The following is a 26,110-nucleotide window of genomic DNA, read 5'->3' as shown; positions in this document are numbered from 1 at the left end:
TGGAGCCGTCCAACAGGAGCACCGCATGACCACCCCCAGCACAGCCGTCACAGCCGTCACCGCAGGCCTGAACTACCTCCAGCCGTCCGCCCTGCGCCCCGTCAGCTACACCTTCCAGCCGCCGCCCGACACGCCCTGGGAAAGCGGCAGCTACGAACTGCGCCCCATGCCCATCGCGGATGCGCGCGCAGCCGCGGCGCCACCCGACATCGAGCGCGAAGGCTTCGTGCTGCGCGACGCGCCCACGGCCGTGCGCGACTTCCTCGACGACGCGGAGGTCACGGCCATCTACCACCGCGAGGTGGCCGAACTGGCACTGGCCGTCACGGGCGGCTCGCGTGCCCATGTCTTCGACCACCTGGTGCGCAGGCGCGAAGCCGACCGCGCCGCCCTGAGCTTCGGCCGCCGCGCGACCGACGGCCGGGCCGCCGCCAACGGCCGCATCCACAACGACTACACCGAGGAATCTGGCCGTCGCCGGCTGTCCCTGGTGCTGCCCGACCCCGAGGAAGCCGCGGCCGTGCGGCGCTATTGCATCGTCAATGTCTGGCGTTCGATAAGGGGGCCGGTGCTCGACACGCCGCTCGCCGTGTGCGATGCCCGCTCGGTGATGGCCCGGGACCTGGTCGACGCCGAAGTGCGCTATCCGCGCCGCACCGGCGAGATCTACCTCGCGACGCATTCGCCCTCGCACCGCTGGTCTTATTTTTCCGCGATGGACCGGCACGAGGCGCTGGTGTTCAAGCAGTACGACTCGCAGCTCAGCGGCGTCTCTCGCTACACGCCGCATGCCGCCTTCGACCACCCCGAGGCGCCCGCCGACGCGCCGCTGCGCGAGAGCATCGAGGCCCGCTGCCTAGTGGTGTTCGAATGAACACGCTCGACTTCTGGTTCGACTTCGGCAGCAACTACAGCTACCTCAGCGTGATGCGCGTGGAGCAGGAGGCGGCCGCGCACGGCATCGGCATCCGCTGGCAGCCCTTCCTGCTGGGGCCGATCTTCCGATCTTTCGGCTGGGAGACGTCGCCCTTCGTTTTGCAGAAGGAGAAAGGCGACTACACGTGGAAGGACATGGCCCGCCAGTGCCGCAAGCATGGCCTGCCGTGGCGGCAGCCGACGCGCTTTCCGCGCCCGGCCGTGCTGCCGCTGCGCATTGCGCTGGTGGGTGCCGCGCAGCCGTGGATGGGCGAGTTCTGCCGCCGCACGATGACGATGAACTTCGCCGAAGACCGCGACATCGATTCGCCGCAGGCCATGCGCGACCTGCTCGCCGGACTGGGTCTGCCGGCGCACCGCATCCTTGAAGAAGCGCTGTGCGACGCCAACAAGCTGCGGCTGCGGCGCCAGACCGAGACGGCCGCGGACAAAGGCATCTTCGGCGCACCGACCTTCTTTGCCGGCAGCGAGATGTTCTGGGGCAACGACCGCCTCGACGAGGCGATCGCATGTTGCAAGGCGATGCCCTCAGTGCCCTGACGACTGCCGCGCCTCGTCCATCAGCCATTCGGCCACGTGGCGCACGTCTTCGCGCGGTGCCTCGTCGGCGTGGATCAGCCAGTAGGCATGGCCTGAAGGCTGCGCCGGCGCGGGTGCGGCCACGCGCACCAGCCGCCGGTCGTCGAGCAACGGCTGGATCAGTTCCAGCCGCCCCAGCGCCACGCCCTGGCCGGCCAGCGCCGCCTGGATCAACTGGTCGTACTGGTTGAAATGGAGCACGGCGCGCGGCTTCGCATCGGCCCAGCCCACCGCCGCGAGCCAGTCGCTCCATTGCAGCCACGGGTGCTGCGGATCGTCGAAGGCCAGCAGGCAAAGCTGCGACAGCGCCTGCGCCGACGCCAGCGACGCCAGCCCGAGCGAAGGGTGCGCCACCGGCGCCACGGTTTCCCCGAAGAGCCGCACCGCCCCGGCCGGCGCAAGCACGGGCGTCGTGTAGCGAATGGCAAGGTCGATGCCGTCGTTGCGCATGTCGGCCAGGCGGTTGTTGGACGACACGCGCACGTCGACGCCCGGATGCAGCTTCTGCACATTGCCCAGCCGCGGCAGCAGCCACAGCCCCGTCATGCCGATGCTCGCGCTCAGCGTCACGGGGCGCTGCTCGCCGGACTGGCGGATGCCGCCCATCACGTCCTGCAGTTGCTGCACCGCGCCGTCGGCGCTGCGAAAGAGCCGCTCGCCTTCGGCCGTGAAGGCGATCGAGCGGTGGCCGCGCACCAGCAGCTTCACGCCGAGCAGCGTTTCCAGCGCATGCACCTGCTTGCTCACCGCCGACTGCGTGAGGCAGAGGTCTTGCGCCGCGAGCGAGATGCTCATGCGCCGGCCTACCGCCACGAAGCCCCGCACCAGGTCCAGCGAAGGCATGCGAAGCAGCGAGAGTGGCATTCCCATGATGAATGTGAGGCGGCGAAAAGCCGGATTGGAGCACAGGCCGCAAGCTTGCGTGCGGCGCCTTCCGCCGGATACTGGCCGCCGATGCCGCCCCTGAAGGATTTCCCCATCACCCGCGCCGAGCTGCTGCGCACAGGCGTTGCGCTGTGCGCCGGCGCCGCGCTCCCCGCCTTGGCGCAACGACCGCCCACGCCCGCCATGAACACCCGCCCCATTCCCTCCACCCGCGAAGCCCTGCCCGTCATCGGCTGCGGCACCTGGATCGGCTTCGACCAGCGCCCCGGCACCGAGGAATACAAGCGCCTGCCCGGCGTGCTCGATGCGCTGTTCGCGGCCGGCGGCACGGTGATCGACAGCTCGCCGATGTACGGCCGCTCCGAGGAAACCACCGGCGAGCTGGTGGCGGCTGCGGGCCAGCGCGACAAGGCCTTCCTCGCCACCAAGGTCTGGACCTCGGGCCGCGAGGCCGGCATCGCGCAGATGGAGCAGTCGTTCGCGCGGCTGCGCACGCAGCGCATCGACCTGATGCAGGTGCACAACCTCGTCGACTGGCGCATCCACCTGGCCACGCTGCGCGGCTGGAAGGACAAGGGCCGCGTGCGCTACATCGGCATCACGCACTACACCGCCTCGGCCTACGGCGAGGTGGAAGCGGTGCTGAAGGCGGAGAAGCTCGACTTCCTGCAGATCAACTACTCGCTCGACGCCCGCGAGGCGCAACAGCGCCTGCTGCCGCTGGCGGCCGAGCGCGGCGTGGCGGTGATCGTCAACCTGCCCTTCGGCGGCGGCGGCCTGCTGCGCCGCCTGCGCGACAAACCGCTGCCGCCGTGGGCCGGCGAGATCGGCTGCACGAGCTGGGCGCAGGTGCTGCTGAAGTTCGTGCTGAGCCACCCGGCCGTGACTTGCGTGATCCCGGGCACGAGCCGCGCCGAGCACATGGCGGACAACGCGGCGGCCGGCAGCGGCAGTTTTCCCGATGCGGCGTTCTGGCGCCGCGAGGCCGGCGCTATTCGAACTTGACGTTGTGCTCGCGCACGGTGGCGCCGAAGGCGTCGTACTGCGTGCGGAAGAACTCGGTGAACCTGGCAGGGCTCATGCCGTAGCCCTCGAAGCCCTGCTGCACCAGCTGGGCATGCACCTCGGGCCGCTTGAGGGTGTTCTGCAGCTCCTGCGAGAGCCTGTCGGCAATGGCCTGCGGCAGCCCCGGCGGCCCGAAGAAGCCGGCCCACGGCGTGATGGTGAGCTTGCCCAGCCCCAGCTCGCCGCCGGTGGGCACGTCGGGCAAGAGGCCGCTGCGCTGCGGCAGCAGCGTCACCAGCGCGCGGATGCGCCCTTCCTTCACGAAGCCCGGCGCCAGCGTGCCGGTGGTGAACATCATGTGGATCTGCCCGCCCAGCAGGTCGGTCATGGCCTGCATGTCGCCCTTGTAGCGTGCGTTGACCACCTTGCGCTCGCCCAGCAGCTGCAGCATCGCGAGTTCCGAGGCACTGTTGCTCGACGCGGAGTTGAGCGCGCCGGGCTTGGCCGCAACCAGCGCGAGCAGCTCGTTCACGCTCTTCACCGGCAGGCTGGCCGGCACCACCAGGAACATCGAGAACTGCCCGGCCGAGCTGATCGGCGTGAAAGCCTTGAACGGGTCGTAGGGCGGCGTGGGCCGCAGCGTGGGCGCGGCCACCATCGCGGTGTTGGTGCCCATGAGCAGCGTGTAGCCGTCGGGTCTGGCCGACGAGGTGGCCTGCGCGGCGAGCACGCCGTCGGCACCGGGACGGTTCTCCACGATCACCTGCTGGCCGAGCTGCTTGGCCAGCCCCTCCGCGATGATGCGCGTGAGCGAGTCGGCGCCGCCGCCCGCGGCAAAGCCGACGATCAGCCGCAGCGGCTTGCTCGGATACGCCTCGGCGCCCCATGCGGCGGTGCCGGGCAGCGCGGTTGCGGCAAGCGCCGATACGGCCGCCAGGGTCAGGGTTCTGCGTTGCATGACGGACTCCTGTTTCAGAAGAGATGGCGCACGCCGAATTCCCACCCGGTCGAACGCTGCCCGGCGGCCGGCGCCAGGCCGCCGCTGACCACGTAGCGCGCCTGGCCGCCGTTCATCAGCCTCGCGTAGGTGCCGTAGAGCGCGGTGCGCTTCGAGAGGTTGTGCACGTAGCCGATGCCGAACTGCCGCGCATCGTCGCGGTTGCGCGGCGTGCCGTCGGCGTTGCGCACGCTGTCGTCGCTGCGGTCGTCCAGGTAGGCGTAGCTGATGCGGATGCGCCCGACCTCGAAGGCCGGGATGTGCACGCCGATCTCGGCGGTGTTCTTGCGCACCGTGCCGGCCACGATCTTCACGCGCACCATGTTGTAGAGCGCGAAGAACTTCGCGAAGCCCGCATCCCACGAGCCGCCGATGTTGGCGTGCGTGTAGTTGCCGATGGTGGCGGTCGAATTGAAATGCGATCGCGTGACGGCCGCTGCAATGTCGAACGCGCCGGAGGCGAAGCCCAGGCGCGCGCCGGCGAAGTTGCCGTCGTCGCGGTTCGCCGCGGTGGAGTCGTTCTCGCCGGTGCCCACCATCGCCATGCCGTAGAGGCCGCCGAGCTTGGGCGGCAGCCAGTAGCTCACGGTGTTGCTGCCGGTGATGGCCGTGGGCAGCGGCCCGGTGCCCGCGCCCGCAAACGTGAGGTTGCCCGCGCGCGCCACGCCGTTGGCGTTGAAGGGGTCGAAGTAGATGCTGTTGTAGTGCGTGGGAATGAAGTCGTGCCCCAGCCGGAGCTCGCCCAGCGTGTCCGACGAGATGCTCACGAAGGACATTCGGTCGAAGGTGATCGGCCCCGCCGTGCCCGCGCCGCTGGTCTGGTTGTTGCTGTTGCTCGGCCGGCCGGTGCCGGTGTCGGGGTTCAGGCTGCCTTCGAGCCAGAAGCCCGCGCGCAGGCCGCCGCCCAGGTCCTCGGTGCCGCGAAAGCCGATGCGGCTGGTGGAAAGGCCGCCGTTCGACAGTGCCTTCACCGAGCCGTTGCCGGCACCCTTGGTGTACTGGATGCCAAGGTCCATCACGCCGAACATCGTGACGCTGGATTGCGCATGCGCCGCGCCGCTGCCGGCCAGCCCCAGCGCCGACCACATCAAGAATCTCTTCATGGTTTCCTGTCTCCTGCTTCTTTTCTTGGGTTGAAAAACTCGGAACGGACGCGACGCGCGCAGGGCTGCGCCACCGGATGCGGACGGGTGTCCGCACCGGTTGGGAAGGCCGGGTTCGAAGAGGCCTAGCCCGCGGGCTCGGGGCGCTCGGTGCGAACGAGCACGGCGCCCTTGGAAAGCGGCCCCACGTTGCGCCGGTACTGCTGCAGCCAGCCGGTGTCATGCACCGGCGGCGGGGGCTGCCAGTCGGCGCGGCGGGCCTGGAGTTCGGCGTCGGTCAGCGCGATGTCGAGGCGGCGCGCATCGAGGTCGATGGTGATCGTGTCGCCGTCGCGCACCAGTGCGAGCGGGCCGCCCAGCGCGGCTTCCGGCGACACCTCGGCCACCACCAGCCCCTTGCAGACCAGGCCCGAGAGATGGCCGTCGGTGAGGAGCGCCACCTGGTCGCCCAGCCCGGCACCGTCGATGGCGAAGACCACGCGCGACGCGCCGCCACCCATGGCCGGGCCGCCGCAGGCGCCGGCACCGCGCATCACGACCACCTGGCCCGGCACGATCTCGCCCTTCTTCAGCGCGCCGATGGCCGCGTCCGAAGTCCAGAAGCACACGGCCGGGCCGGTGAAGCGCCGCACCTTGCGCTCCATGATGCCGGTCTTGATGAGCCCGGACTCCGGCGCGAGGTTGCCGCGCAGGAGCACGATGGCCGGCAGCGGCGCGACCGGCCGGCCGATGGAGCGGATCACCTCGGCGTCGGCGACTTCGATGTTGCGCAGGTTGTCTGCCACGGTGCCGCCGGTGACGGTCGGCGCGGTGGTATCGAGCAGCGGCTCGAGCTGCTTCATCAGCGCGCGGCAACCGCCCGCCGCCTCGAAGGCCTCGATGGAATCGCTTCCGATGGGCCGCACGCCTGCCAGCACGGGCGTCGTGGGACCGAGGCTTTCGAAGAGGCCGTAGACGTCGACACCGCACTCCCCTTCGGTGGCGACCGCCTGCAGGTGCTTGGCGGTGTTGAGCGAGCCGCCGATGGACAGCACGGCGCGCACCGCGTTGGCAAAGGCACCGGGCGTGAGGATGTCGCGCGGCTTCAGGTCGTCCAGCACCATCTGCACGATGCGCGTGCCAGCCGCGCGCACGTCGGCCATCATCTTCGGGCTGAGCGCGGCCACCGGCGCGCTGCCCGGCAAGGCCAGGCCGAGCGCCTCGCACACGATGTGCATCGAGTTGGCCGTGCCCAGGCCCGAGCACACACCGGGCCCGCGAATGGCCTCGCGGCTCATGCCCACCAGTTCCTCGACCGGAAGATTGCCGGTGACGGCATGCATCGCGCCGATGAACACTTCCTCGATGTCCATGTGATGGCCCCGGTACTCGCCGCTGGGCTGGTAGCCGCAGGGCACCAGCAGCGTCGGGATGTTCAGCCGCGCGGCCGCCATGAGCTGGCCCGGCACCGTCTTGTCGCAGGAGGTGAGGCAGACCATGCCGTCGAGCTGCGCGCCTTCGACGGCCACCTCGATGTCGTTGGTGACGAGGTCGCGCGCGGCCAGCATGTAGGCGCCGCGTGCGCCGGCGCCGGTGATGAAGTCGCTGGGCGCGGCGGTGCGGATCTCGAAGGGCACGCCGCCCGCGGCACGGATGGCGGCCTTTACTTCCACCGCCACGCGGTCGAGGTGGCTGAAGCAGGCCGCCAGCTCCGAGGAGCTGTTGACGATGGCGATCTTGGGCTTCTCGCAGTCCTCTTCCGGAATGCCGAGCGCGCGCCAGTGCGCATTGCGCACCGACCACAGGTAGGAGCCGCGCGGGAAGTTGCTGCGCAGGGGACGGGTCATGCGGCACCTCCGGCCTTCTTCTTCGTGATCTCGATCACGCCGCGGTCGGCGTCCACGCGCACCCGGTCGCCGGTTTCGATGCATTCGAGCGGGTCGCGCTCGAAATCGGTCATCGAAGGCGCGTGCGTGACCACGGCGCCCAGCGCCATCTTGGTCGTCATCTCGTTGAACAGGAACGCTGCGGGGGCCGAGTTCATGAGCCGCGTCATGTGGAACATGGCCGACCAGCCCGACGAGCCCTTGGCCCCCGGAAACACCAGCACCTTGCCGGCGAAGCTCTGGCCGCGCAGCTCGTGCCGGGTCTCGACGACGGTGCCGGTGCGCGGATCGATACCGCCCCAGCCGGAAATGAGGTCGCGCGTGACCAGCGCCTCGCCTTCGGCCACGCCGCCCACCACCTTGCGGCCGCGGATGACGATGGTTTGTCCAGTGACGACTGCGGCGCTCATGCGTAGCCTCCGTTCCAGCGGCCGGTGCAGGCCGCGTCGATGCATTCGGCCGTGCTGCCGAACCAGGCCTGCACGCCGAGGATGGCGGGCAGGTAGTGGGCCTGCTTGGCCGAGTCGAGCGCCACCGTCTTCGTGCCCTTGGGCACGGCGCGGCTCATGGCGGAGCAGCTGTCGCTCATGATGATGCCGCCCGCGTCCTCGATGATCTTGGTGTAGCCGTTGCGGTCGGCCAGCGACTTGATGGCGCGCGGCGTGAAGATCCACAGCTCGCAATCGGGATGCACCTTGCGCCCCTCGATGAGCTGCGCGGCCTCCCAGATCTGCTCGATGGTGTAGTGCGGGCAGCCCAGCATCACGTACTGCACCTCGGCGTCCTTGCCCGTGGTGTTGATCTTCTCGTAGGTGGCGCGGCGCTCGGCCTCGCCGTAGCGCAGCACCTCGACGGGTGCCTTTGCGCCGAGCGCCTGTTCCAGCGTCAGCGCCTCGGGCGTGACGCCCGCGATGTGATACATCTCCACGCCGCCCGAAGACGAGGCCGCCGCGCCGAAGTGCTTGAGCCGCGGCAGGTTCGGCACCCGCGAAATTCCGCGCCGGCTGTGCACCACCGGCACGCGTTCCTGCACATGCTCGCCGATGTAGTAGCCCAGCAGGCCCCAGTCCTGCACCGACTCGACCTCGATGTCGAGCTCGACCACGTGCGTGGCCCGGCGGTTCTCGTCGAGGTGGTAGCCCCAGTACGGAATGCGCCCGGTGAGCATGGCGGCGCCGGTGCTCTCGCGGCCTTCGGTGTTGGTGCGCGCGCCCAGCACCGAATTGCAATACACCACGGCGGACGACTCCATCCATGCGCAGTGCTCGCCGCGCGTCGGGATGTTGCCGACCTGGTACGGCGTGCAGGTGTTCATGATCTGCGCACCCAGGCCGGCGGCGTGCCGCTCGCTCTTGTTGTAGAACTGGACGATCTCCTCGCTCACGCCCATGCGCTCGGGCTGGCCGGGGTCGAAGCCCAGTTGCAGGTGGCTGGTGAAGACCTTGAATTTCGGAATCTCGACCGTCTCCTGGCTGTCGAGGCTGAACTCGGAGAACACCGCATCCATGCCGCCGCCCTTTGCGAGCGCGAAGTCGCGCTGGAAGGGCGTGGTCGACGTGATGGTGGCGCACACGTTGCGCGTCTCCACCAGCCGCTCGGCGCCCAGCGCTTCGCCGTAGCGCATCAGCAGGTCCATCGCCTTCTGCACAGCCGGGCCGTCGCGGCCGTCGTACATGGCTTTTTCTTCATCGCTCAGGTGCATGGCCTGTGTCTCCGTTCTTCTGTCGTCATGGGGAATGAACCCCGGCCGGGCTGCTAACCCGGTGAGGGCGTGGGTACGTGGCCGCCGATGTCGCGCGCAATGCTCAGCGCGATGTCGTGCAGGCGCGGCGCAAGTTCGTTGCGCAGCCGGTCTTCGGTGAAGACGAAGGCGGCGCCGCCGCCGTTGAGCGCCATCACCTCGCCGTCGGGCCCGATGAGGGGCACCGACACGGAGTTGATCTCGCGGTGGAATTCGCCGAGCGACAGGCAGTAGCCCAGCCGCTTCGACTCGCCGATGGCGCGGTTCATGCCGGGCGCGATGCTGTCCCACTCGGGGCCGCGCAGCAGGCGCATCGAATCGACCAGCTGGTTGCGCTGCGCCTCGGGCAATGCCGAGAGGTACGAGCGGCCCAGCGCCGAGTTGGCCAGCGGCGCGCGCGAGCCGACGTCGAGCCGCGCCGAGAGCATCGACGAGCGCGGGCGGCAGGCTTCGATCAGCACCATCTCCATGCCGTCTCGCACGGCCAGGTAGACCGAGGCGCCGACCTCCTCCGCCATTGCCTGCATGCTGGGCCGCGCGGCGGCGCGCACGTCGAGGCTGCCGAGGAACACCCGCGACAGCGACACCACGCCAGGCCCGAGCATGAAGCGGTCGGGGGCCTGCGCCGCCTTGAGCATGCCCAGCGAAAGCAGCGTGGCGACCAGCCGGTTGACGGTGGGACGGGGAATGCCGGTGATGCGTGCAATGTCGGCATGGCCCAGCACCGGGCGTTCTTCGCTGAAGCAGCGCAGCACCGAGATGCCGCGCTCCAGTGCGCTCACCGTGTCGGAACGCTCGCCGCGCGCATCGGCCGGCTCGGCCGCGGAAAAGGAGGTGTCGTTTTTTTCAGTGGACATGGAGGGACCCTTTGCAAGACTCGTCTCAGGACTCTCCAATGTAGAGGCTTGCGAAGAGAGGGCTTTCGGGCTCATGGCCGCCGGCTCACACGCCGGCCTCGGCCGCCGCGGGCGACGCTGCCGCCGCCTGCCCCGCCCCGGCGCGCAGGTACACGCCCTGGTTCAGCAACTCGGCCTGCAGCGCGCCCACGTCGACGAAGCGCGGCGCGATGCCGCCGCGCGATGCCAGCGCCGCCGCCACGCCCGCGGCCTGCCCGGTGATCCAGCATTGCGGAATCTCGCGCATGAAGCCGTGCGAGTTGCGGTCGCAGGAAATGTGGCGTCCGCAGGCCAGCAGGCCATCGAGTTTCTGCGGCACCAGCGCGCCGTAGGGAATGGAGATGTTCGGGAATTTCGGCGACACCGCGGGCGACACGCCGATCTCGTCCGCCAGCGGCACGCCGTCGGGCCACTGGCTGCGCAGCACGGAGCCCACGCCGACGAGGCGCCGGGCGTGGCGCACGCCGATCTGCGGTGCGCTCAGCATCAGGTAGGCGTTCTCGAAGCCCGGCGCATGGGCGCGGAAGTAGTCCAGGTGCGCGGCCATGGCGCGGTGCGAGCGCACTTCCACGGCGGTGAGGTCGTCCACGTCGAGCGCCGAGTAGCCCGACTGGCGCGGCCCCATGAACAGCGCCACGTCGTTGCGCCACGAGACGAAGGGCCGCTCGAACAGGCCGCACTGCTCGCGCCCGCCCGCCATGAAGGCGGTGAATGCCTCGGGCTGGCCGGCCTTGAACTCGATCCAGCGGTTCATGTCCACGCCGCCGAACAGCCAGGAGGTGTTCATGCAGTGGTGCACGTCGGCCTCCTCGATGTCGTTCACGTAGTCGGCGCCGGCGCGGGCGAACAGGTCGCCGTCGCCGGTGGCGTCGACCACCACGTCGGCCATGATGGCCATGCGGCCTTCCTTGCTCTCGAACACCACGCCCTTCACGGCGCCGTCCTGCACGATGGGAATGGCGGCCCACGAGTGATAGATGAGCTTGACCTTGCGCTCCAGCACGATTTCCTGCGAGAGCAGCTTGAGCCGCTCGGGGTCGATGGTGGGCGACCAGGTGACCACGCCGTGGTAGGCCGCCGTGCGCTGCGACCAGTGCGCGGCCTTGGCGGCGTCCTGCGAGCCCCAGTCTTCGCGCACCGGGCCGGCGATGGCGTCGGCAGGCAGTCGGTCGAACAGCTCTTCGGCAAAGCCGCGGATCACCAGCTGGCCTTCCCAGTCGGTCATGCGGTCGATCCAGATGACGAGGCCGCCGGTCGACAGGCCGCCCAGGTGGTTGTAGCGCTCCAGCAGCGCGACGTCGGCGCCCGCGCGGGCGGCGGCGGCCGCAGCCGCCGTGCCCGACGGGCCGCCCCCCACCACCAGCACGCCGCAGCGGTGATAGACGGGAATGCGCTTGCCCGGCTCGGCCCAGCTGCCGTGGTCAGGCCGCTTGACGCGGCTGTCGCGGTCGAAGATGTCGGAGGTCAGGATGCGCTCGTCGGTACGTACGACAGTTTTCATGAATGCGATCTCGGCTTGGCTTGTTTCATCGTATTTTGATTTCATTTTCCATTTTGTCAAAGAAAAAAGCGCATCTTCTGGGGTATTCCCTAGAAGATATGGATTTTTATGGATTTCAAGATCAATATAAAAGAAACATTCCGACGGAGACATCGATGAAGAAACTTCGGGGCACGCGCCGTGCCTTCAGTTCGGCCCTTGGTGCCGCGGCCTTCCTGGGCCTGGCGCCCCTGGCCCTGGCGCAGGACTTTCCGGCGCGCGGCAAGCCGATACGCATCGTGGTGGGCTTCACCGCCGGGGGCGGCACCGACGCGCAGGCGCGCATCGTGGCGCAGAAGCTCGGCGAGGTGCTGGGCACCAGCGTGATCGTCGACAACAAGCCGGGCGCCAGCACCATGCTCGCGGCCAACGAGGTGGCGCGCGCCCTGCCCGACGGCTACACGCTGCTGTACGCGCCCTCGTCCACCATGGCCCAGAACCCGCACACCTTCAGCCAGGTGCCCTACGACCCGTTCAAGGACTTCACCGCCATCTCGATGGGCGGACGCGGGCCGCTGGTGCTGTCGCTGAGCACCACCGTGCCGGTGAACAACGTGAAGGAACTGGTCGCCTACGTGAAGGCCCATCCGGGCAAGGTGAGCTATGCCTCTTTCGGGGCGGGCACCTCCTCGCACATCTACGGCGAGGCCTTCGTGAAGAAGACCGGCATCGACGCGGTGCACATCCCGTACAAGGGCGGCTCCGACGCGGCCAAGGACCTGATCGGCGGGCGCGTGCAGTACATGTTCGACTCCGCCTCGTCGGCCGTCATCACCTCGGCCAGCGGCAAGGTGAAGATCCTCGCGGTGGCCGCCGGCGCGCGCATCGCGGCAATGCCCGACGTGCCCACCTTCGCCGAGCAGGGCTACGCCGGGCTCGACCTGCCGAGCTGGCTGGGCTTCTACGGGCCGGCGCGCATGCCCGCGCCGGTGATCGCCACGCTCAACGCCGCACTCACGAAGGTGCTGGCGATGCCGCAGGTGCAGGAGTTCTACCGAAGCGGCGGCTACGAGGCCGGCGCCTCCACGCCCGAGGAGTTCGCCGGCATCACGCGCTCGACCTACGACCGCTGGGGCGCGATGGTGCAGCAGGTCGGGCTGGCCAAACAATGAGCGGCATGCACGCCATGCTTCATCGCCGCCGCTTCACCGCCGCGCTCGCGGCCAGCGCCCTCGGCACGGCACTGGCACCGCTGGCCGCCCGCGCCGCCGCGCCGTTCCCGCAAAAGGGGCGCCCCATCCGCATCGTGCTGGGCCTGGCGGCCGGCGGCGCGTCGGACACGCAGGCGCGCTTCGTCGCGCTCCGGCTGGCCGAAGTGCTGCAGACGCCGGTGATCGTTGAAAACCGGCCGGGCGCGAGCTTCATCCTGGCAACCGAAGAAGTGATCCGCGCCGCGCCCGACGGCTACACCTTCATGTACGCGCCGTCTTCCGTGGTGGCGCAGAACCCGCAGACGCTGGCGCAGGTGCGCTACGACCCGTTCAAGGACCTGACGCCCATCTCGCTCGGCGCGCGCGGCCCGCTGGTGCTGACCGTGCATGCGAGCGTGCCGGCGCGCACGGTGCAGGAACTGGTGGCGTACATCAAGGCCAACCCGGGGAAGATGAGCTACGCCTCCTTCGGCACCGGCACTTCGTCGCACATTTACGGCGAGGCCTTCGCGCGGCAGGCCGGGCTGGACGTGGTGCACGTGCCGTACAAGGGCGGCGCCGATGCCGCGAAAGACTTTCTCGCGGGCCGCGTGCAGTACTACTTCGACGCCGCGCCCAACGCCATCCAGAACACGGCCACCGGCAAGGTGCGGATGCTGGCGGTGGCCGCGCCCAGGCGCAGCCCGATGCTGCCCGACGTGCCCACCATGGGCGAACAGGGCGTGAGCGGCGTGGACATGCCCAGCTGGCTCGGCTTCTACGGGCCGGCGCGCATGCCGGCGCCGGTGGTCGAAAAGCTCAACGCCGCGCTCGCGCAGGTGCTGGCGATGCCGGCCACGCGCGAGTTCTTCCGCCAGGGCGCCTACGAGGCCGAGTCGTCGAGCCCGCAACAGCTGGCCGAGCTGACACGCGCCACCTACGACCAGTGGGGCGACATCATCCGCAAGCTGGGGCTGGTGAAGCAGCAGCAGTGACGCGCTCGGGAAGCGTCAGGCCAGGAACCGCAGCAAGCGCGCATTGACCTCGTCGGCGCGCTCGTACTGCGCCCAGTGCCCGGCGCCGTCGATCACCGCGCCCTCGCGCCCCGGGCCTTCGGCCACCAGCCGCGCCACCAGCGGGCGCGGATCGGCGGTGACGTCGAACTCGCCCCACAGCAGCAGCGTGGGCACGCCCAGCGTGTCGATGGCCTGCTGCAGGCCGCCCGACAGCGACACCTCCTTGCTGCGAAAGCGCGTGCCGTGGCAGGAGATGTCGTGGATCTCGAAGGCCAGCGCGTCGATGGCGGCCTTGTCGTGCAGCATCAGCGCGGCCAGGTTGTGCAGCAGCGCGGCGCGCTCCCGTTCGCGGTCGGGCGCGGAGCGCCAGTTGATCATCTCGACCGTCATGCGCCGCAGCGTGCCGTGGCCGCCGCTGCCCACCAGCGCAAGCCGGCGGATGGCGCCGCGCCGCACGGCAAAGCGCGCCGCCGTCAGCCCGCCGAAGGAAAAACCGCCCAGGTCGATGGGCGTGCCCGGGCCGATCAGCTGGTCGAGCGTGCCGCCGAGCGCATCGAGCAAGGGCGGCAGCGAGTCTTCGCCGGGTGGCACGCGCGCCGGCGCGTCGGATTCGTTGAAGCCCGGCATGTCGGGCAGCCACAGCGTGCGGCCGGCCGACAGCGCCTCGGCGTTGCGCAGCCAGTGCATCCAGCTGCCATGGCCGCCGTGCAGCAGCACGAGCGGCGGCCGGCTGGTGTCGGTGCCGAAGCGGCGCCAGCGCACGCGCACGCCGCCGTGAATCGGGTCGTGATGGGTGGAAAGCGCGTCGACGCGCGCGATGGCTGCGCGCGCTTCTTGTTCTTCTTCGTTCATGCCGCCGCTCATCCGCGTGCTCCCGGCCACATGCGCTGCAGCTCGCGTTCGCCGTCCAGGAACTGGTGCTTCAGCGCGCCCAGCACGTGCAGCCCGAACATCGCGTAAAGCACATAGCCGGCCCAGGCGTGCACGCCGCCCAGCACGGTGTGCCAGGTTTCCTTGAGGGTGGGCTCGATGGCCATGATCCAGCCGATGCGCGGCCACTCGAACAGGCCGAACAGGTACATCGGGTGGGTGCCGGCGTCCTTCCAGGCCGAGTCGTGCATCCAGCCCGACAGCGGCAGCAGCACCATCAGCAGGTACAGCACGCCGTGGGCCGCGTGCGCGGCGAAGCGCTCGAACGCGCCGTAGGAGCCCGGCATGGCCGGCGGCTTGTGCGTGAAGCGCCAGAGGATTCGCAGGATGACCAGCCCCAGCACCGTGATGCCGATCGATTTGTGAGTGTCGACCGCCGGGCGCACCCAGTCGTCGGGGTAGCGGTCGACCAGCAGGATCAGCGCGATGTTGACGGCCATGAGCAATGCGATGACCCAGTGCAAGGCGATCGCGGTTCGGGTGTAGCGGGTTTGTGGGAGCATGCGGGGAATTTTCAGGCGTGGGCCGAGTCTGTCGGTGGGTTCTGCGATTGTCCCGGTTGTATCCGGGCCTTTGCGAAACCGCCGACCATGTTCTTGCGTATGACAGTTCGTCGCCCAGGCATCTTCTCTTGAACAATTCCCTTCATTCCGCGTTCCTGGCCGCATCGCCGCGCCTGTCTCCCCCCGCCACGCCGCTGCGAAGCTGGCTGATCCACGGCGGCGTGCTGGTGCTGTGGGGGCTGCTCTTCGCCATGGCCTTCCGCGTCGGCAACGTCGGCGCGTGGTCGGTGGGCGTGGCCTATGTGCTCTACGACACGGTGCTGCTGCTGTTCGTGGGCTGGATGACACTGCCGATCCTGCGGCCCCGCCCTCCTTCCCAGCCGGCCGGCACCGGCCGCCGCACCACGCTGGGCGTGATCGTCGCCTCGCACAACGAATCCGCCGTGCTGCCCGTCACGCTGGCCGCCCTGCTCGGCCAGACCGACGTGCCCGACCGCATCGTGATCGCCGACGACGGCTCGAGCGACGGCACCGCCGAGCTTCTCACCACGCGCTATGGCCTGGTCGCGCCGGCCCTGGGCGAACTGAGCGCGGCCAGCGCCACGCACCCCGTGCTCTACTGGCTGCGGCTGCCGCACGGCGGCAAGGCGGTGGCGCTGAACGCGGCCATTCTGTGCATCGACACCGACACCGTGCTCACTGTGGACGGCGACACGCTGCTCGACACCAAGGCCATCGCCGCGGTGCGCCGGGCTTTTTCGGAAGAGCCAAATCTCGTGGCCGCCACCGGCGTCATCACGCCGGTGTGCAGCCGCACGCTGGCCGGGCGCTGCTTCCAGTGGTTCCAGACGTACGAGTACATCCGCAACTTCCTGTCGCGCTATGCGTGGATGCGCGTCAACGGCCTGCTGCTGATCTCGGGCGCCTTTGCCGGCTTTCGCACCGATGCGGTGCGGGCGGTGGGCGGCTTCGACACCGACTGCCTGGTCGAAGACTACGAACTCATTCACCGCCTGCACCGGCACGCCCAGGCCCACGGCCTGCCGTGGACCGTGCGCGTGCTCGGCGACGCACAGGCCCACACCGACGCGCCCAGCAGCACCGGCGCCTTCCTGCGCCAGCGCCGCCGCTGGTTCGGCGGCTTCCTGCAGACCCAGTACTGGTATCGCGCAATGGTCGGCGACCGGCGCTATGGCTGGCTCGGCATCGCGATGCTGCCGGTGAAGGCCATCGACACGCTGCAGCCGCTCTACGGGCTGGCCGCCTTCGGCCTGCTGCTGATGTACCTGGTGCGCGGCAACTTCAGCGTGCTGGCGCCGGTGGCCGGCGTGATCGGCGCGAAGATCGTGCTCGACCTGGTCTTCCACCTGTGGTCGGTGTTCCTGTACCGCCGCTGGATCGGCCAGCAGAGCGAGGCCAACATGGCGCAGGCGTTCCTGGCGGCGCTGGTGGAGCCCTTCACCTTCCAGATCCTGCGGCACACGGGCGCGGCCTGGGGGTGGTGGAGCTTCCTGACCGGGCGCGGAACCTGGGGGCAGCAGACGCGCGTCGGGCTGGTGGATGCCGACGGCGTGCGCCGCAGTTGAGCCCTCAGGCGCCGAAACGGAAGCTCGACACCACGAGCCCGCCCATGAAGGCGTCTTCGTGATAGACCCGCTCGCCGGCTTCGCTCTCGGCTGCGCCGACAGCCACCATCAGCGGAATCAGATGCTCTTCGCGCGGGTGCGCCATGCGCGCCGCGGGCGCTGAAGCCCAGTCGAGCAGTTGCGCGCTGCGCCCGGCGGCGTCGCTTTTCACCACGGCTTCATCGAGCCAGTCGTCGAAGGCCTTCGACACGCCGTGCGCCTGCGGGCCGAAGTTGCGCAGGTTGTGATAGCTCAGGCCGCTGCCGACGATCAGCACGTTCTCGTCGCGCAGCGGTGCAATCGCGCGGCCCAGCGCCAGGTGCTCCGCCGGGTCGAGCCCGCGCCGCAGCGACAGTTGCACCACCGGCACGTCGGCCTGCGGATAGATGGCTGCCATCGGCGAGAACATGCCGTGGTCGTAGCCGCGCTCTGGGTCAATCTGCACCGGCAGGCCGGCGGCAGCGATCAGCGACTGCACGCGCTGCGCGAGTTCCGGCGAACCGGGCGAGTCGTAGTGCACTTCGTAGGTGTGGGCGGGGAAGCCGCCGTAGTCGTAGATCATCGGCGGCCTGGGGTTGCCCTGCACCGTGAAGGCGGGCGCCTCCCAGTGCGCCGACACCATGAGGATGGCGCTCGGCTTGCGGCCGATCTGGCGCGGCATGTCGGCCAGCGAGGCGGCGAGCTTGTCGTAGGTGGCGCCCATTTCCTTCTTCATCCAGGGCCAGGGGCCGCCGCCGTGGGAGATGAAATAGGTCGGCAGGCGCGAAGTGGGGGTGTCGTCGTGGGTCAAGTCGATGCTCCTTGAAAGCGTTGCATCGACTGTAGACATTTCCTGCGAGGAAATCGACAGGCACCGATGCATCGAATCAGTTCCTTGCAGGAAACATTGAAGCGGCAGTCTTGGTGGCGCGCCCTACCCGAGCCGCTCGCTCAGAAAGTCGATGAAGGTCCGCAGCTTCGACGACATGTACTGCCGGCTCGTGTACACCGCAAACAGCGTGACCGGCACGGAATGGAACTCCGGCAGCAGCCTCAGCAGCCGCCCGCTGGCAATGTCTTCTTCGACCAGCCACGAGGGCATGTAGGCGATGCCCATGTCCGCCCGCACCGCATGCAGCGTGAGCGTGGTGTCGTCGGAGCGCATGGCCGGCACCAGCCGCAGCGGGAACATGCGCCCGCCCGGCCCCTTGAGCGCGAGGTTGTCCAGGTTCACGTAGCTCGGCACGATGGCGCCCAGCCTCGCCAGGTCGGCCGGCAGCGCGGGCAACCCGCCTGCCCGCTCGACGCAGGCCGGCGTGCCGACCAAGTGGAAAGGCACGCTGCACAGCGGCCGCGCGATGAGCGCCGGCGACGGCTCCTGCGTCGCGCGCAGGGCCAGGTCGTAGCCGTCGGCCGCGAGATCGACCTTGCGGTTTTCCAGGTGCATGTCGACCAGCACTTCGGGGTACCGGGCGCGGTAGTCGGCCAGCATGCGCGCGAAGCGCGGCGTGGCGCACCACACGGGCGCGCTCACCTTGAGCTGGCCGCGCGGCGTGTCGTGGGTCTGGCCGATGGCGGCCTCGGCAGCGTCCAGCAGGTCGAGCGCGCGGCGGCTCTGCTCGTACCAGGCGGTGCCCGCCTCGGTCAGGCTCAGGTGTCGGCTGGAGCGATGCAGCAGCCGCGCGCCGAGCGATTTCTCCAGCTGCGCCACATGCTTGCTGGCCATCGGCGGCGACATGCCCAGCCGTTCGGCGGCAGCCACGAAGCTGCCGGCCTCGACGACTTCGCGGAACACGCGCAGGCTGGTCATGCGGTCCATGGCGGTCTCCGCAAGATGCCAGGCGCGCGGGTGTCGGTTCCTTCAGGTTTCACGCGGGGAGTCTAGCGGCCGGCACCTAATGCCCACCCCCCAGGTAGGCCGCCTTCACCGCCGGGTCGCTGCGCAATTTCTCCGCCGGCCCGTGCAGCGAAATGCGCCCGTTCTCCAGCACATAGCCGTAGTCGGCCACGCCGAGCGCGGCGGCGGCGAACTGCTCCACCAGCAGCATCGTCACGCCCTCGCCCTTGAGCCGCTCGATGATGCGGAACACCTCGGCCACCAGGATCGGCGCCAAGCCCATCGAAGGCTCGTCGAGCAGCACCACCTCGGGGTTCAGCATCACCGCGCGGGCCATGGCCAGCATCTGCTGCTCGCCGCCCGACAGCGTGCCGGCAAGTTGCGTGCGGCGCTCCTTCAGGCGCGGAAAGAGTTCGAGCGCGCGCTCCAGGTCGCCCGCCACGTCGCCGCGCGGGCGGCTGCCGGTCAGGCGCGGGAAGGCGCCCAGCGTGAGGTTGTCGGTGACGGTCATGGTCGCGAACACGCGCCGGCCTTCGGGCGAATGCGCCAGGCCCTGCTTGGCGATGTGAAACGACTCCAGGCCGTCGATGCGCTTGCCGTTGAGCGTGATCTCGCCGGCCGTGGGCGCGATCATTCCCGACACGGCGCGCATGGTGGTGGTCTTGCCGGCGCCGTTGGAGCCGATCAGCGTGACGACCTTGCCCTTGGGCACCTCGATCGAAATGCCGTGCAGCACCTGCACCTTGCCGTAGCCCGCAAAAAGATTCTGGATGGTCAGCATGTTGGGGTTCCTGGTCTTGCGTTGCCGGCGCCCGTCATGCGCCGCCGCCCAGATAGGCCTCGATCACCTTCTCGTCGGCCTGCACCCTGGCCGGCTCGCCTTCGGCGATCTTCTGGCCGAAGTCGAGCACCGAGACGGTGTCGCACATGCTCATCACCACGTCCATGTGGTGCTCGATCAGGATCACGGTCACGCCGTGCTCGCGGATCTTGCGGATGATGGTGAGCAGTTCCTTGATGTCGGGCGCGGTCAGCCCGGCGGCCGGCTCGTCGAGCAGCAGCAGTTGCGGGTCGAGCGCCAGCGCCCGCGCGATCTCCAGCAGGCGCTGCTTGCCGTAGGGCAGGTTGCGCGCCTCCTCGGTGGCAAACGACTCCAGGCCGACGAACTTCAGCAGCCCCAGCCCGCGCTGCACCGCCGCTGCGCTCTCGCGCCGGTAGCGCGGCGTGCCCGCCGCCACGTCGAGCAGGTTGCTGGCAAAGCTGTGGTGCAGGCCGACCTGCACGTTCTGCAGCGCCGTCATCTCGCCGAACAGCTGCACGTTCTGGAAGGTTCGCGCGATGCCCGACAGCGCGATATCCGCCGAGGTGCGCCCCACCAGCGAACGCCCGCCGAAAGAGATGGCGCCGGCCGTCGGCACGTAGATGCCGGTCAGCACGTTCATCATGGTGCTCTTGCCGGAACCGTTCGGCCCGATCAGGCCGTGGATGGTGCCGCGCTTGATTCGCAGGTCGACGTTGTTGAGCGCCTTCAGGCCGCCGAACTGCATCAGCACGCCCGAGGCCTCGAGCACGTCTTCGGTGCCGCCGGCATGGGCCGCGGTGGACACCGCGTCGGCCGGTGCAGCGTCGACATCCGACGCCACCACCGACGCCACGGGCCGGCGCATGTTCAGCGCCTTGCGCACGAAGCCGACGATGCCGTCCTGCAGGTAGTAGATGACGAACAGCATGATCACGCCGAAGATCGACAGCCGCCAGTCGGTCATTGCGTCCAGCCAGAAGGCCAGGCCCGCGAGCGCGATGCTGCCGACCACCGGAATGGCCATCTGCCCGGGCGTGGCGCGCTGGCGCCGCACGGCGACCACCGCCGCCACCAGCACAGCCACGGCCAGCCCCACCGACACGTAGCGGAACAGCACCACGTCGTCCAGCAGCTTGGGCAGCAGCACGATGATGGTGGCGCCCAGCATGGAGCCGATGCGGCTCTTGCGCCCGCCCATGATCACCGCCAGCAGGAACAGCACGGTGAGCTCGAAGTTGTACGAGTTGGGCGAGATGTACTGCTCGGAGTACGCATACAGGCAGCCCGCCAGCCCGGCAAAGCCGGCGCTGATGACGAAGGCATAGACCTTGTAGCGGTACACCGACACGCCCATGCAGTCCGATGCCACCGGGCTGCCGCGCAGCGCCTCGAAGGCCCGCCCCAGGTGCGAGCGCAGGATGCGGTGCACCACCACCAGCGACAGCACCATCAGCACCGCCACCACCCAGTAGTACTCGCGGTCGTCGAGCTTGTGGCCGAAGAGCGCTGGCTTCTCCAGCTTGATGCCCATCGGCCCGTCGGTCAGGAAGCTCATCTCGTTGATGAGGATCTGGATGATGGTGCCGAAGGCCAGCGTGACCATCGCCAGGTAAGGCCCCGACACGCGCAGCGCCGGCAACGCCAGCAGCGCGCCGAAGCCGGCCGTGAACACGATGGCGAACGGCACCGTGATCCAGAACGGCGCCGACAGCTTGAACACCAGCACGCCGGCCGCATAGGCGCCCAGGCCGAACAGGCCCGCGTGGCCCAGCGAGACCTGGCCGGTGTAGCCCACCACGATGTCCAGCCCGAACAGCAGGATCGCGTAGATCATGATGGTCTCGAGCAGGTGGATGTAGTACGGGTTGTCGACGCCGATCGGGAACAGCAGCAGCGCCGCCACGCCCGCTACCGCCAGGAGGAGATGGCTGGTTTTCATTTTTTCGGAATTCATGGCCACGCGCTCACACCTTCTTGATGGCGGCCTTGCCGAACAGGCCCGACGGGCGCACGGCCAGCACGATCAGCAGCAGCACCAGCCCGGGCACGTCCTTGTAGCCGGTGCTCAGGTAGAAGCCGGTGGTGGTCTCGGCAATGCCCAGGATGATCCCGCCCACCACGATGCCCATGCCGCTGGTCAGCCCGCCGATGATGGCGACCGCGAATGCCTTCAGGCCGAGCACCGCGCCCATCGAGGCGCCGGTCAGCGTGAGCGGCGCGATCAGCACCCCGGCAAAGGCCGCCGTCATGGACGACAGCGCATACGAGAAGGTGATGACCAGGCCGGTGTTGATGCCCATGAGCTTGGCGGCGTCGCGGTCGTTGAAGGTGGCGACCACCGCCTTGCCGTAGATCGAGCGGCGGTTGAACAGCTCCACCGCCAGCATCATGAGCAGCGCGCCGACGACCACCAGTATCTCCATCGGCAGCACGTTGGCGCCCAGGAAGTGCATCGGCGACTCCGGCAGCGGCGACGGGAACTTCAGGTCGTCGCGCCCCCAGACGTTCTCTGCCACGTTGGTGAAGATGATGCCCAGCGCGATGGTGGACATGATCCAGCCGAACTCCGACTTGATCTTGATCGCGGGGCGCACCGCGATGCGCTCCACCACCGCCCCCTGGAAGGCGCCGAACAGGCACACCAGCGGGATCATCAGCCAGTAGTTCAGCCCCATGTTCACCAGCGTGAGGCCGACCATCGCGCCGAGCATGAGAGCGTTGCCCTGGCCGAAGTTCAGTGTGTCCGAAGTGGCGAAGGTGAGCTGATAGCCGAACGCGATGACGGCGTAGATCATGCCCAGCGCAATGCCGCTGAATATGAGTTGGGTAAGGATTTGCATGGCGGCTCGCAGGAGGCGGTGGACCAAAAAATGCGCCGCCGCAGGAACAGGTCCCGGGGCGGCGCCGACGCTCGATCCGGCGGCTACTTCTTCAGCAGCGCGTCGTTGGCCGCCACGTCCTTCAGGCGGACGGTGCCGGCGTTCTTCTGGTCGTCTGCGTTGGCGAACACCACGCGTCCGCCCTTGACCTCGCCGAACACCGGAATGTTGGCGGTGATGGCGTCATGGTCGGTCTTGGTGAAAGGCTTGTTGTAGGTCGTCACCACGCCTTCGACCGGCGCCTGCAGGTCTTCCAGCGCGGCCTTGATCTTCGGGCCGTCGGTGCTGCCGGCCTGCTTGATCGCGGCGGCCAGCAGGTAGATCGAGTCGTAGCCCTGCGCTGCCGAGACCGGCGAATCCATGCGGTTGTTCTTGGGCTTGAACTTGCCGACGAAGGCGTCGATGAAGGCCTTGCGCTTGGGGTTCGTCGGCTCCTGGATGAAGGTCTGCGGCATGCGCGCGCCGTCGCCGCCGGGGCCGGCGTTGTCGATGAAGTTGGCCATGGCCAGCGTCCAGCTGCCGATGATCGGCACCTTCCAGCCCAGCTTGGTCATGCCGTTGGCGATCTGGGCCAGCTCGGGGCCGATGCCGTAGGTGAGCACGGCCTCGGCGCCGGCTTCCTTCGACTTCAGCAGCTGGGCCGTCATGTCGACGTCCTTGATGTTGAATTTCTCGACCGCCACGGGCGTGATGCCCTTGTTCTTGAGCGCGCGCTCCAGGTCTTCGCGGCCCAGCTGGCCGTAGTTGGTGGAGTCGGCCAGGATCGCGACCTTCTTGTAGCCGCGCCGCGTGATGGCCTCTTCCACGATCATCGGCGCCTGGATGCTGTCGTGCGCGGCATTGCGGAAGACGTAGTTCTCCGGGTCCTTGTCAAACTGGTGGGTGATGACCGAGCCCGTGGCCACGTTGTTGAGCACCGGGATCTTCGCCTCCTGGAAGAAGCGCTGCGAGGCCAGCGCCACGCCGGTGTTGATGTAGCCCACTGCCGCCACCACCTTTTCCTTGTTCACGAACTCCTGGGCGATCTGCACGCCGCGCTCGTTCTTGGCTTCGTCGTCGCGCTCGACCAGCTGGATCTGCCGGCCCAGCACGCCGCCGGACTTGTTGATCTCCTCCGCGGCCAGGCGAACGCCGTCGCGCATGCTCACGCCCATGGAGGAGGAGCCTCCGGTGAAGGGGCCGTCCACGCCGATCTTGATCGGATCGGCAGCAAGGGCGCCCATCGAGAAGGCGAGCGCGCTGGTCAGCGCGAGCAGCTTGAAACGAAAGTGCATGGAAAACGTCTCCAACGTTGTTGTGAAATTTCTGGGTCGGACCGACAGCGACGACGCGCAAGCGCGAAGTCACCAAAACATAGTCGATAAAGATTCGGCCTCCGGAGAGTGACAACCCTAGCCGGACTGTCCACGTGCGACACGTGGACAACGCACCTTTTCGGGGCAAGGTCATGCATGCACGGCTACAGTCAGCGGCTCTCCGGGAGACCGTTCGCCTTGTTCCGCTTCTTCGAAAAACTGCTTCACCCCTACCCTGCCGCCGAGCCTTCGCTGCCGCCACAGGGCTTCTTTGCCTTTCTCTGGGCCTGCACGCACGGCGTGCGCGGCAAGATCGCGGCCATGGCCGCGCTCACGGCCGTCATGTCGACCTTCGAGGCGGCGCTGTTCGCGATCCTCGGGCGCATCGTCGACTGGCTCGGCGGGCAGGTGCCCTCGCGCCTCTGGGAAGAGCGCGGCACCACGCTGATGTGGCTGGCCGCCTTCCTGGTGATCAGCATCGGCGTGGTGGCGCTGCAGACCATCGTCAAGCACCAGACGCTGGCCGTGAACCTGCCGATGCGGCTGCGCTGGAACTTCCACCGCCTGATGCTGGGCCAGAGCATGGCCTTCTACCAGGACGAGTTCGCGGGCCGCATCACGGCCAAGGTGATGCAGACCGCGCTCGCGGTGCGCGAGACCATCTTCGTGCTGGCCGACGTGCTCGTGGCCATGGGCGTCTACGTGGCCACCATGATCATCCTGGTGGGCGTTCTCGACGCGCAGCTGGTGTGGCCGTTCCTGGTCTGGCTGGTGCTGTACGTGGTGTCGCTGATCTACTTCGTGCCGCGCCTGGGCAAGGTCGGCAAGGCGCAGGCCGACGCCCGTGCCCTCATGACCGGCCGCGTGACCGACGCCTACACCAACATCGCGACCGTCAAGCTGTTCTCGCACACGCAGCGCGAGGCCGGCTTCGCGCGCGACGCCATGCGCGAGTTCATGAAGACCGGCTACGGCCAGATGCGGCTGGTGAGCGCCTTCGAGATCGTCAACCACGCGCTGAGCATGGGCCTGACCGCCGGCATGGCGGGCGTGGCGCTGTGGCTGTGGTCCAACGGCGCGGTCGGCGTGGGCGCCGTGGCGGCAGCCACCGCGATGGCGCTGCGGTTGCAGGGCATGTCGCACTGGATCATGTGGGAGATGACCAGCCTGTTCGAGAACATCGGCACGGTGCAGGATGGCATGAAGACTCTGTCGCGCCCGCGCACGGTGCTCGATGCAACAGACGCCACCGGGCTTCAGGTGCCGCAGGGCGAGGTGCGCTTCGAGCATGCGAGCTTCCGCTATGGAGACGGCGGCCGCCGCGTCATCGACGACCTGAACCTCACCGTGAAGCCCGGCGAGAAGATCGGCCTGGTGGGCCGCTCGGGCGCGGGCAAGTCGACGCTGGTGAACCTGCTGCTGCGCTTCCATGACCTGGAAAGCGGCCGCATCCTGATCGACGGACAGGACATCGCGCACGTCACGCAGGACTCGCTGCGCAGCCACATCGGCATGGTCACGCAAGACACCTCGCTGATGCACCGCTCGGTGGCCGACAACGTGGCCTACGGCCGCCCCGACGCCACGCACGCGGAAATCGAGGCCGCTGCCAAGCGGGCCGAAGCGCATGAATTCATCCAGACGCTGGGCGACGCGAGCGGACGTCGCGGCTACGAGGCGCACGTGGGCGAACGCGGCGTCAAGCTGTCGGGCGGCCAGCGCCAGCGCGTGGCCATCGCGCGGGTGATGCTGAAAGATGCGCCGATCCTGCTGCTCGACGAAGCCACCAGCGCGCTCGACTCCGAGGTCGAGGCCGCCATCCAGCAGAGCCTCTACACGCTGATGGAAGGCAAGACCGTGATCGCCATCGCGCACCGGCTGTCCACCATTGCGGCGATGGACCGGCTCATCGTGCTCGACGAGGGCCGCGTGGTGGAAGAAGGCGACCACCGCACGCTGATGGCACAGGGCGGGCTGTATGCGCGGCTGTGGGCGCACCAGAGCGGCGGCTTCCTGGGCGACAGCCTCGACGAAGACGAGGCCCTGCGCGCGTGATCGCCTGATCCCGTTCAGGCGGCCGGCAGCGCCCCCGCCTCGTACTGCGCAACGAACTCCCCTGACGGCGGGATCGGCTTGATGACGTCGATCAGCACGCCGTTCGGGTCGCGGGTGATGAAGTGACGCTGGCCGAAGGCCTCGTCGCGCAGCGGAAGAAGAATCGGCAGGCCCGCGGCCTTCAGCCGGTCGTGCACCGCATCGGCATCCTCCACCTCGAAGTTCAGCAGCAGGCCGCCCGCCACCTGCCCGCGCGCCGGTTCCGGAATGGTCTCGTGGCGCCCGTCCAGCACCGCGAGGTTCACCGAAGGTTGGCCCTCCAACTGCAGATGCACATACCAGTCGCTGGAAAAGAGCGGCACGAAGCCGAAGTGCGACCGGTAGAAGGCGGCGGTGCCCGCCACGTCTTCGGTCATGACGACGGGGTAGTAGCTCGTGACTTTCATGGAATCGGCTCCTTCATAAAACATACAGGCTGTACGTACGTTAAATACTAACCTACAGACAGCCTG

General features: G+C 68.7%; 24 protein-coding genes. 7 read left to right on the top strand and 17 right to left on the bottom strand.

All coding sequences use genetic code 11. The features are described from left to right. The first annotated feature begins 25 nt into the window (after positions 1 to 25). Complete coding sequence (locus tag AC1RVW_RS13005) at positions 26 to 874, top strand: CmcJ/NvfI family oxidoreductase (protein ID WP_493200329.1); 849 nt, start codon at positions 26 to 28, stop codon at positions 872 to 874. Then, complete coding sequence (locus AC1RVW_RS13000; RefSeq protein WP_493200327.1) at positions 871 to 1,476, top strand: 2-hydroxychromene-2-carboxylate isomerase; 606 nt, start codon at positions 871 to 873, stop codon at positions 1,474 to 1,476. Before AC1RVW_RS13005 ends, AC1RVW_RS13000 begins: the two co-directional genes overlap by 4 nt. Here AC1RVW_RS13000 and AC1RVW_RS12995 read toward each other — a convergent pair. Then, positions 1,465 to 2,379, bottom strand: a complete 915-nt coding sequence (locus AC1RVW_RS12995; RefSeq protein ID WP_285413360.1) for a LysR substrate-binding domain-containing protein — start codon at positions 2,377 to 2,379, stop codon at positions 1,465 to 1,467. The two genes, AC1RVW_RS13000 and AC1RVW_RS12995, sit on opposite strands and share 12 nt — an antisense overlap. A gap of 114 nt (positions 2,380 to 2,493) precedes the next feature. Between AC1RVW_RS12995 and AC1RVW_RS12990 the strand changes: the two genes are divergently transcribed. Beyond that, complete coding sequence (locus tag AC1RVW_RS12990; protein ID WP_493200419.1) at positions 2,494 to 3,405, top strand: aldo/keto reductase; 912 nt, start codon at positions 2,494 to 2,496, stop codon at positions 3,403 to 3,405. On the opposite strand, the gene AC1RVW_RS12985 is transcribed toward AC1RVW_RS12990, so the two are convergent. From AC1RVW_RS12985 to AC1RVW_RS12955, 7 genes are all read right to left on the bottom strand, one after another. Continuing rightward, a complete protein-coding gene (locus AC1RVW_RS12985) occupies positions 3,392 to 4,363 on the bottom strand; it encodes a Bug family tripartite tricarboxylate transporter substrate binding protein (RefSeq protein ID WP_081266723.1) in 972 nt (323 codons plus the stop codon). The genes AC1RVW_RS12990 and AC1RVW_RS12985 overlap by 14 nt on opposite strands. A 14-nt stretch (positions 4,364 to 4,377) precedes the next feature. Further along, the gene (locus tag AC1RVW_RS12980; RefSeq protein WP_409195296.1) at positions 4,378 to 5,505 is read right to left on the bottom strand and encodes a porin; all 1,128 of its coding nucleotides are present in this window, start codon (positions 5,503 to 5,505) and stop codon (positions 4,378 to 4,380) included. Positions 5,506 to 5,630: 125 nt separating this feature from the next. Next, entirely contained in the window at positions 5,631 to 7,331 is a 1,701-nt protein-coding gene (ilvD, locus tag AC1RVW_RS12975; protein ID WP_493200324.1) for a dihydroxy-acid dehydratase, read from the bottom strand. Continuing rightward, positions 7,328 to 7,780, bottom strand: coding sequence for an aconitase X swivel domain-containing protein (locus AC1RVW_RS12970; RefSeq protein ID WP_493200323.1), 453 nt, complete (start codon positions 7,778 to 7,780; stop codon positions 7,328 to 7,330). The genes ilvD and AC1RVW_RS12970 overlap by 4 nt, the downstream gene beginning before the upstream one ends. Continuing rightward, positions 7,777 to 9,072, bottom strand: coding sequence for an aconitase X (locus AC1RVW_RS12965; protein ID WP_409195295.1), 1,296 nt, complete (start codon positions 9,070 to 9,072; stop codon positions 7,777 to 7,779). Before AC1RVW_RS12965 ends, AC1RVW_RS12970 begins: the two co-directional genes overlap by 4 nt. Positions 9,073 to 9,125: 53 nt before the next feature. Then, positions 9,126 to 9,968 (bottom strand): IclR family transcriptional regulator, encoded by an 843-nt coding sequence (locus tag AC1RVW_RS12960; RefSeq protein WP_422087192.1) that lies wholly within the window; start codon positions 9,966 to 9,968, stop codon positions 9,126 to 9,128. Between the two features lie 85 nt (positions 9,969 to 10,053). Then, positions 10,054 to 11,508: an FAD-dependent oxidoreductase gene (locus AC1RVW_RS12955; RefSeq protein ID WP_493200320.1), complete on the bottom strand. Its 1,455-nt coding sequence runs from the start codon at positions 11,506 to 11,508 to the stop codon at positions 10,054 to 10,056. Between the two features lie 155 nt (positions 11,509 to 11,663). Here AC1RVW_RS12955 and AC1RVW_RS12950 point away from each other — a divergent pair, with 155 nt between their 5' ends. Together AC1RVW_RS12950 and AC1RVW_RS12945 are read left to right on the top strand one after the other, a co-directional pair. Then, the gene (locus tag AC1RVW_RS12950; protein WP_493200318.1) at positions 11,664 to 12,659 is read left to right on the top strand and encodes a Bug family tripartite tricarboxylate transporter substrate binding protein; all 996 of its coding nucleotides are present in this window, start codon (positions 11,664 to 11,666) and stop codon (positions 12,657 to 12,659) included. Then, complete coding sequence (locus AC1RVW_RS12945; protein WP_106934900.1) at positions 12,656 to 13,672, top strand: Bug family tripartite tricarboxylate transporter substrate binding protein; 1,017 nt, start codon at positions 12,656 to 12,658, stop codon at positions 13,670 to 13,672. Before AC1RVW_RS12950 ends, AC1RVW_RS12945 begins: the two co-directional genes overlap by 4 nt. Before the next feature lie 15 nt (positions 13,673 to 13,687). Here the strand turns inward: AC1RVW_RS12945 and AC1RVW_RS12940 are convergent, their stop codons facing one another. Further along, entirely contained in the window at positions 13,688 to 14,545 is an 858-nt protein-coding gene (locus AC1RVW_RS12940; protein ID WP_493200316.1) for an alpha/beta fold hydrolase, read from the bottom strand. 8 nt (positions 14,546 to 14,553) lie between these two features. Beyond that, on the bottom strand, positions 14,554 to 15,126 hold the full coding sequence (locus AC1RVW_RS12935) for a cytochrome b (RefSeq protein ID WP_106934902.1): 573 nt from the start codon (positions 15,124 to 15,126) through the stop codon (positions 14,554 to 14,556). A gap of 128 nt (positions 15,127 to 15,254) precedes the next feature. Between AC1RVW_RS12935 and AC1RVW_RS12930 the strand changes: the two genes are divergently transcribed. Beyond that, positions 15,255 to 16,712 (top strand): glycosyltransferase family 2 protein, encoded by a 1,458-nt coding sequence (locus AC1RVW_RS12930; RefSeq protein WP_493200315.1) that lies wholly within the window; start codon positions 15,255 to 15,257, stop codon positions 16,710 to 16,712. 4 nt (positions 16,713 to 16,716) lie between these two features. On the opposite strand, the gene AC1RVW_RS12925 is transcribed toward AC1RVW_RS12930, so the two are convergent. From AC1RVW_RS12925 to AC1RVW_RS12900, 6 genes are all read right to left on the bottom strand, one after another. Beyond that, the gene (locus tag AC1RVW_RS12925) at positions 16,717 to 17,541 is read right to left on the bottom strand and encodes a DODA-type extradiol aromatic ring-opening family dioxygenase (RefSeq protein ID WP_493200313.1); all 825 of its coding nucleotides are present in this window, start codon (positions 17,539 to 17,541) and stop codon (positions 16,717 to 16,719) included. Positions 17,542 to 17,664: 123 nt separating this feature from the next. Then, complete coding sequence (locus tag AC1RVW_RS12920; RefSeq protein ID WP_493200311.1) at positions 17,665 to 18,549, bottom strand: LysR family transcriptional regulator; 885 nt, start codon at positions 18,547 to 18,549, stop codon at positions 17,665 to 17,667. Positions 18,550 to 18,625: 76 nt separating this feature from the next. Then, a complete protein-coding gene (locus AC1RVW_RS12915; protein WP_081266711.1) occupies positions 18,626 to 19,348 on the bottom strand; it encodes an ABC transporter ATP-binding protein in 723 nt (240 codons plus the stop codon). Between the two features lie 34 nt (positions 19,349 to 19,382). After that, the gene (locus AC1RVW_RS12910; RefSeq protein ID WP_409195289.1) at positions 19,383 to 21,308 is read right to left on the bottom strand and encodes a branched-chain amino acid ABC transporter ATP-binding protein/permease; all 1,926 of its coding nucleotides are present in this window, start codon (positions 21,306 to 21,308) and stop codon (positions 19,383 to 19,385) included. A 25-nt stretch (positions 21,309 to 21,333) separates the two neighbouring features. Then, positions 21,334 to 22,209, bottom strand: a complete 876-nt coding sequence (locus tag AC1RVW_RS12905) for a branched-chain amino acid ABC transporter permease (protein WP_081266709.1) — start codon at positions 22,207 to 22,209, stop codon at positions 21,334 to 21,336. Positions 22,210 to 22,292: 83 nt separating this feature from the next. After that, positions 22,293 to 23,522, bottom strand: a complete 1,230-nt coding sequence (locus AC1RVW_RS12900; RefSeq protein WP_493200308.1) for an ABC transporter substrate-binding protein — start codon at positions 23,520 to 23,522, stop codon at positions 22,293 to 22,295. 219 nt (positions 23,523 to 23,741) lie between these two features. Here AC1RVW_RS12900 and AC1RVW_RS12895 point away from each other — a divergent pair, with 219 nt between their 5' ends. Then, positions 23,742 to 25,598 carry an ABC transporter ATP-binding protein gene (locus AC1RVW_RS12895; RefSeq protein ID WP_493200306.1) on the top strand — a complete coding sequence of 619 codons (1,857 nt, stop codon included), beginning with the start codon at positions 23,742 to 23,744 and terminating at the stop codon, positions 25,596 to 25,598. Positions 25,599 to 25,612: 14 nt separating this feature from the next. Here the strand turns inward: AC1RVW_RS12895 and AC1RVW_RS12890 are convergent, their stop codons facing one another. Then, complete coding sequence (locus AC1RVW_RS12890; RefSeq protein WP_081266706.1) at positions 25,613 to 26,044, bottom strand: VOC family protein; 432 nt, start codon at positions 26,042 to 26,044, stop codon at positions 25,613 to 25,615. Positions 26,045 to 26,110: the final 66 nt, after the last annotated feature.

The sequence above is a fragment of the Variovorax sp. MPBD4-3 genome (genome assembly GCF_058809745.1).
Note: the sequence above shows the minus strand (reverse complement) of the source record. Positions and strands in the feature narration are given on the sequence as shown.

Coding starts and splice junctions, on each gene's coding strand:
- AC1RVW_RS12965 (WP_409195295.1), bottom strand. CDS start 9,072: ATGCACCTGAGCGATGAAGAAAAAGCCATGTACGACGGCCGCGACGGC.
- AC1RVW_RS12915 (WP_081266711.1), bottom strand. CDS start 19,348: ATGCTGACCATCCAGAATCTTTTTGCGGGCTACGGCAAGGTGCAGGTG.
- AC1RVW_RS12900 (WP_493200308.1), bottom strand. CDS start 23,522: ATGCACTTTCGTTTCAAGCTGCTCGCGCTGACCAGCGCGCTCGCCTTC.
- AC1RVW_RS12910 (WP_409195289.1), bottom strand. CDS start 21,308: ATGAAAACCAGCCATCTCCTCCTGGCGGTAGCGGGCGTGGCGGCGCTG.
- AC1RVW_RS12960 (WP_422087192.1), bottom strand. CDS start 9,968: ATGTCCACTGAAAAAAACGACACCTCCTTTTCCGCGGCCGAGCCGGCC.
- AC1RVW_RS12950 (WP_493200318.1), top strand. CDS start 11,664: ATGAAGAAACTTCGGGGCACGCGCCGTGCCTTCAGTTCGGCCCTTGGT.
- AC1RVW_RS12905 (WP_081266709.1), bottom strand. CDS start 22,209: ATGCAAATCCTTACCCAACTCATATTCAGCGGCATTGCGCTGGGCATG.
- AC1RVW_RS13005 (WP_493200329.1), top strand. CDS start 26: ATGACCACCCCCAGCACAGCCGTCACAGCCGTCACCGCAGGCCTGAAC.
- AC1RVW_RS12890 (WP_081266706.1), bottom strand. CDS start 26,044: ATGAAAGTCACGAGCTACTACCCCGTCGTCATGACCGAAGACGTGGCG.
- AC1RVW_RS12995 (WP_285413360.1), bottom strand. CDS start 2,379: ATGCCACTCTCGCTGCTTCGCATGCCTTCGCTGGACCTGGTGCGGGGC.
- ilvD (WP_493200324.1), bottom strand. CDS start 7,331: ATGACCCGTCCCCTGCGCAGCAACTTCCCGCGCGGCTCCTACCTGTGG.
- AC1RVW_RS12980 (WP_409195296.1), bottom strand. CDS start 5,505: ATGAAGAGATTCTTGATGTGGTCGGCGCTGGGGCTGGCCGGCAGCGGC.
- AC1RVW_RS13000 (WP_493200327.1), top strand. CDS start 871: ATGAACACGCTCGACTTCTGGTTCGACTTCGGCAGCAACTACAGCTAC.
- AC1RVW_RS12985 (WP_081266723.1), bottom strand. CDS start 4,363: ATGCAACGCAGAACCCTGACCCTGGCGGCCGTATCGGCGCTTGCCGCA.
- AC1RVW_RS12970 (WP_493200323.1), bottom strand. CDS start 7,780: ATGAGCGCCGCAGTCGTCACTGGACAAACCATCGTCATCCGCGGCCGC.
- AC1RVW_RS12955 (WP_493200320.1), bottom strand. CDS start 11,508: ATGAAAACTGTCGTACGTACCGACGAGCGCATCCTGACCTCCGACATC.
- AC1RVW_RS12945 (WP_106934900.1), top strand. CDS start 12,656: ATGAGCGGCATGCACGCCATGCTTCATCGCCGCCGCTTCACCGCCGCG.
- AC1RVW_RS12940 (WP_493200316.1), bottom strand. CDS start 14,545: ATGAACGAAGAAGAACAAGAAGCGCGCGCAGCCATCGCGCGCGTCGAC.
- AC1RVW_RS12920 (WP_493200311.1), bottom strand. CDS start 18,549: ATGGACCGCATGACCAGCCTGCGCGTGTTCCGCGAAGTCGTCGAGGCC.
- AC1RVW_RS12935 (WP_106934902.1), bottom strand. CDS start 15,126: ATGCTCCCACAAACCCGCTACACCCGAACCGCGATCGCCTTGCACTGG.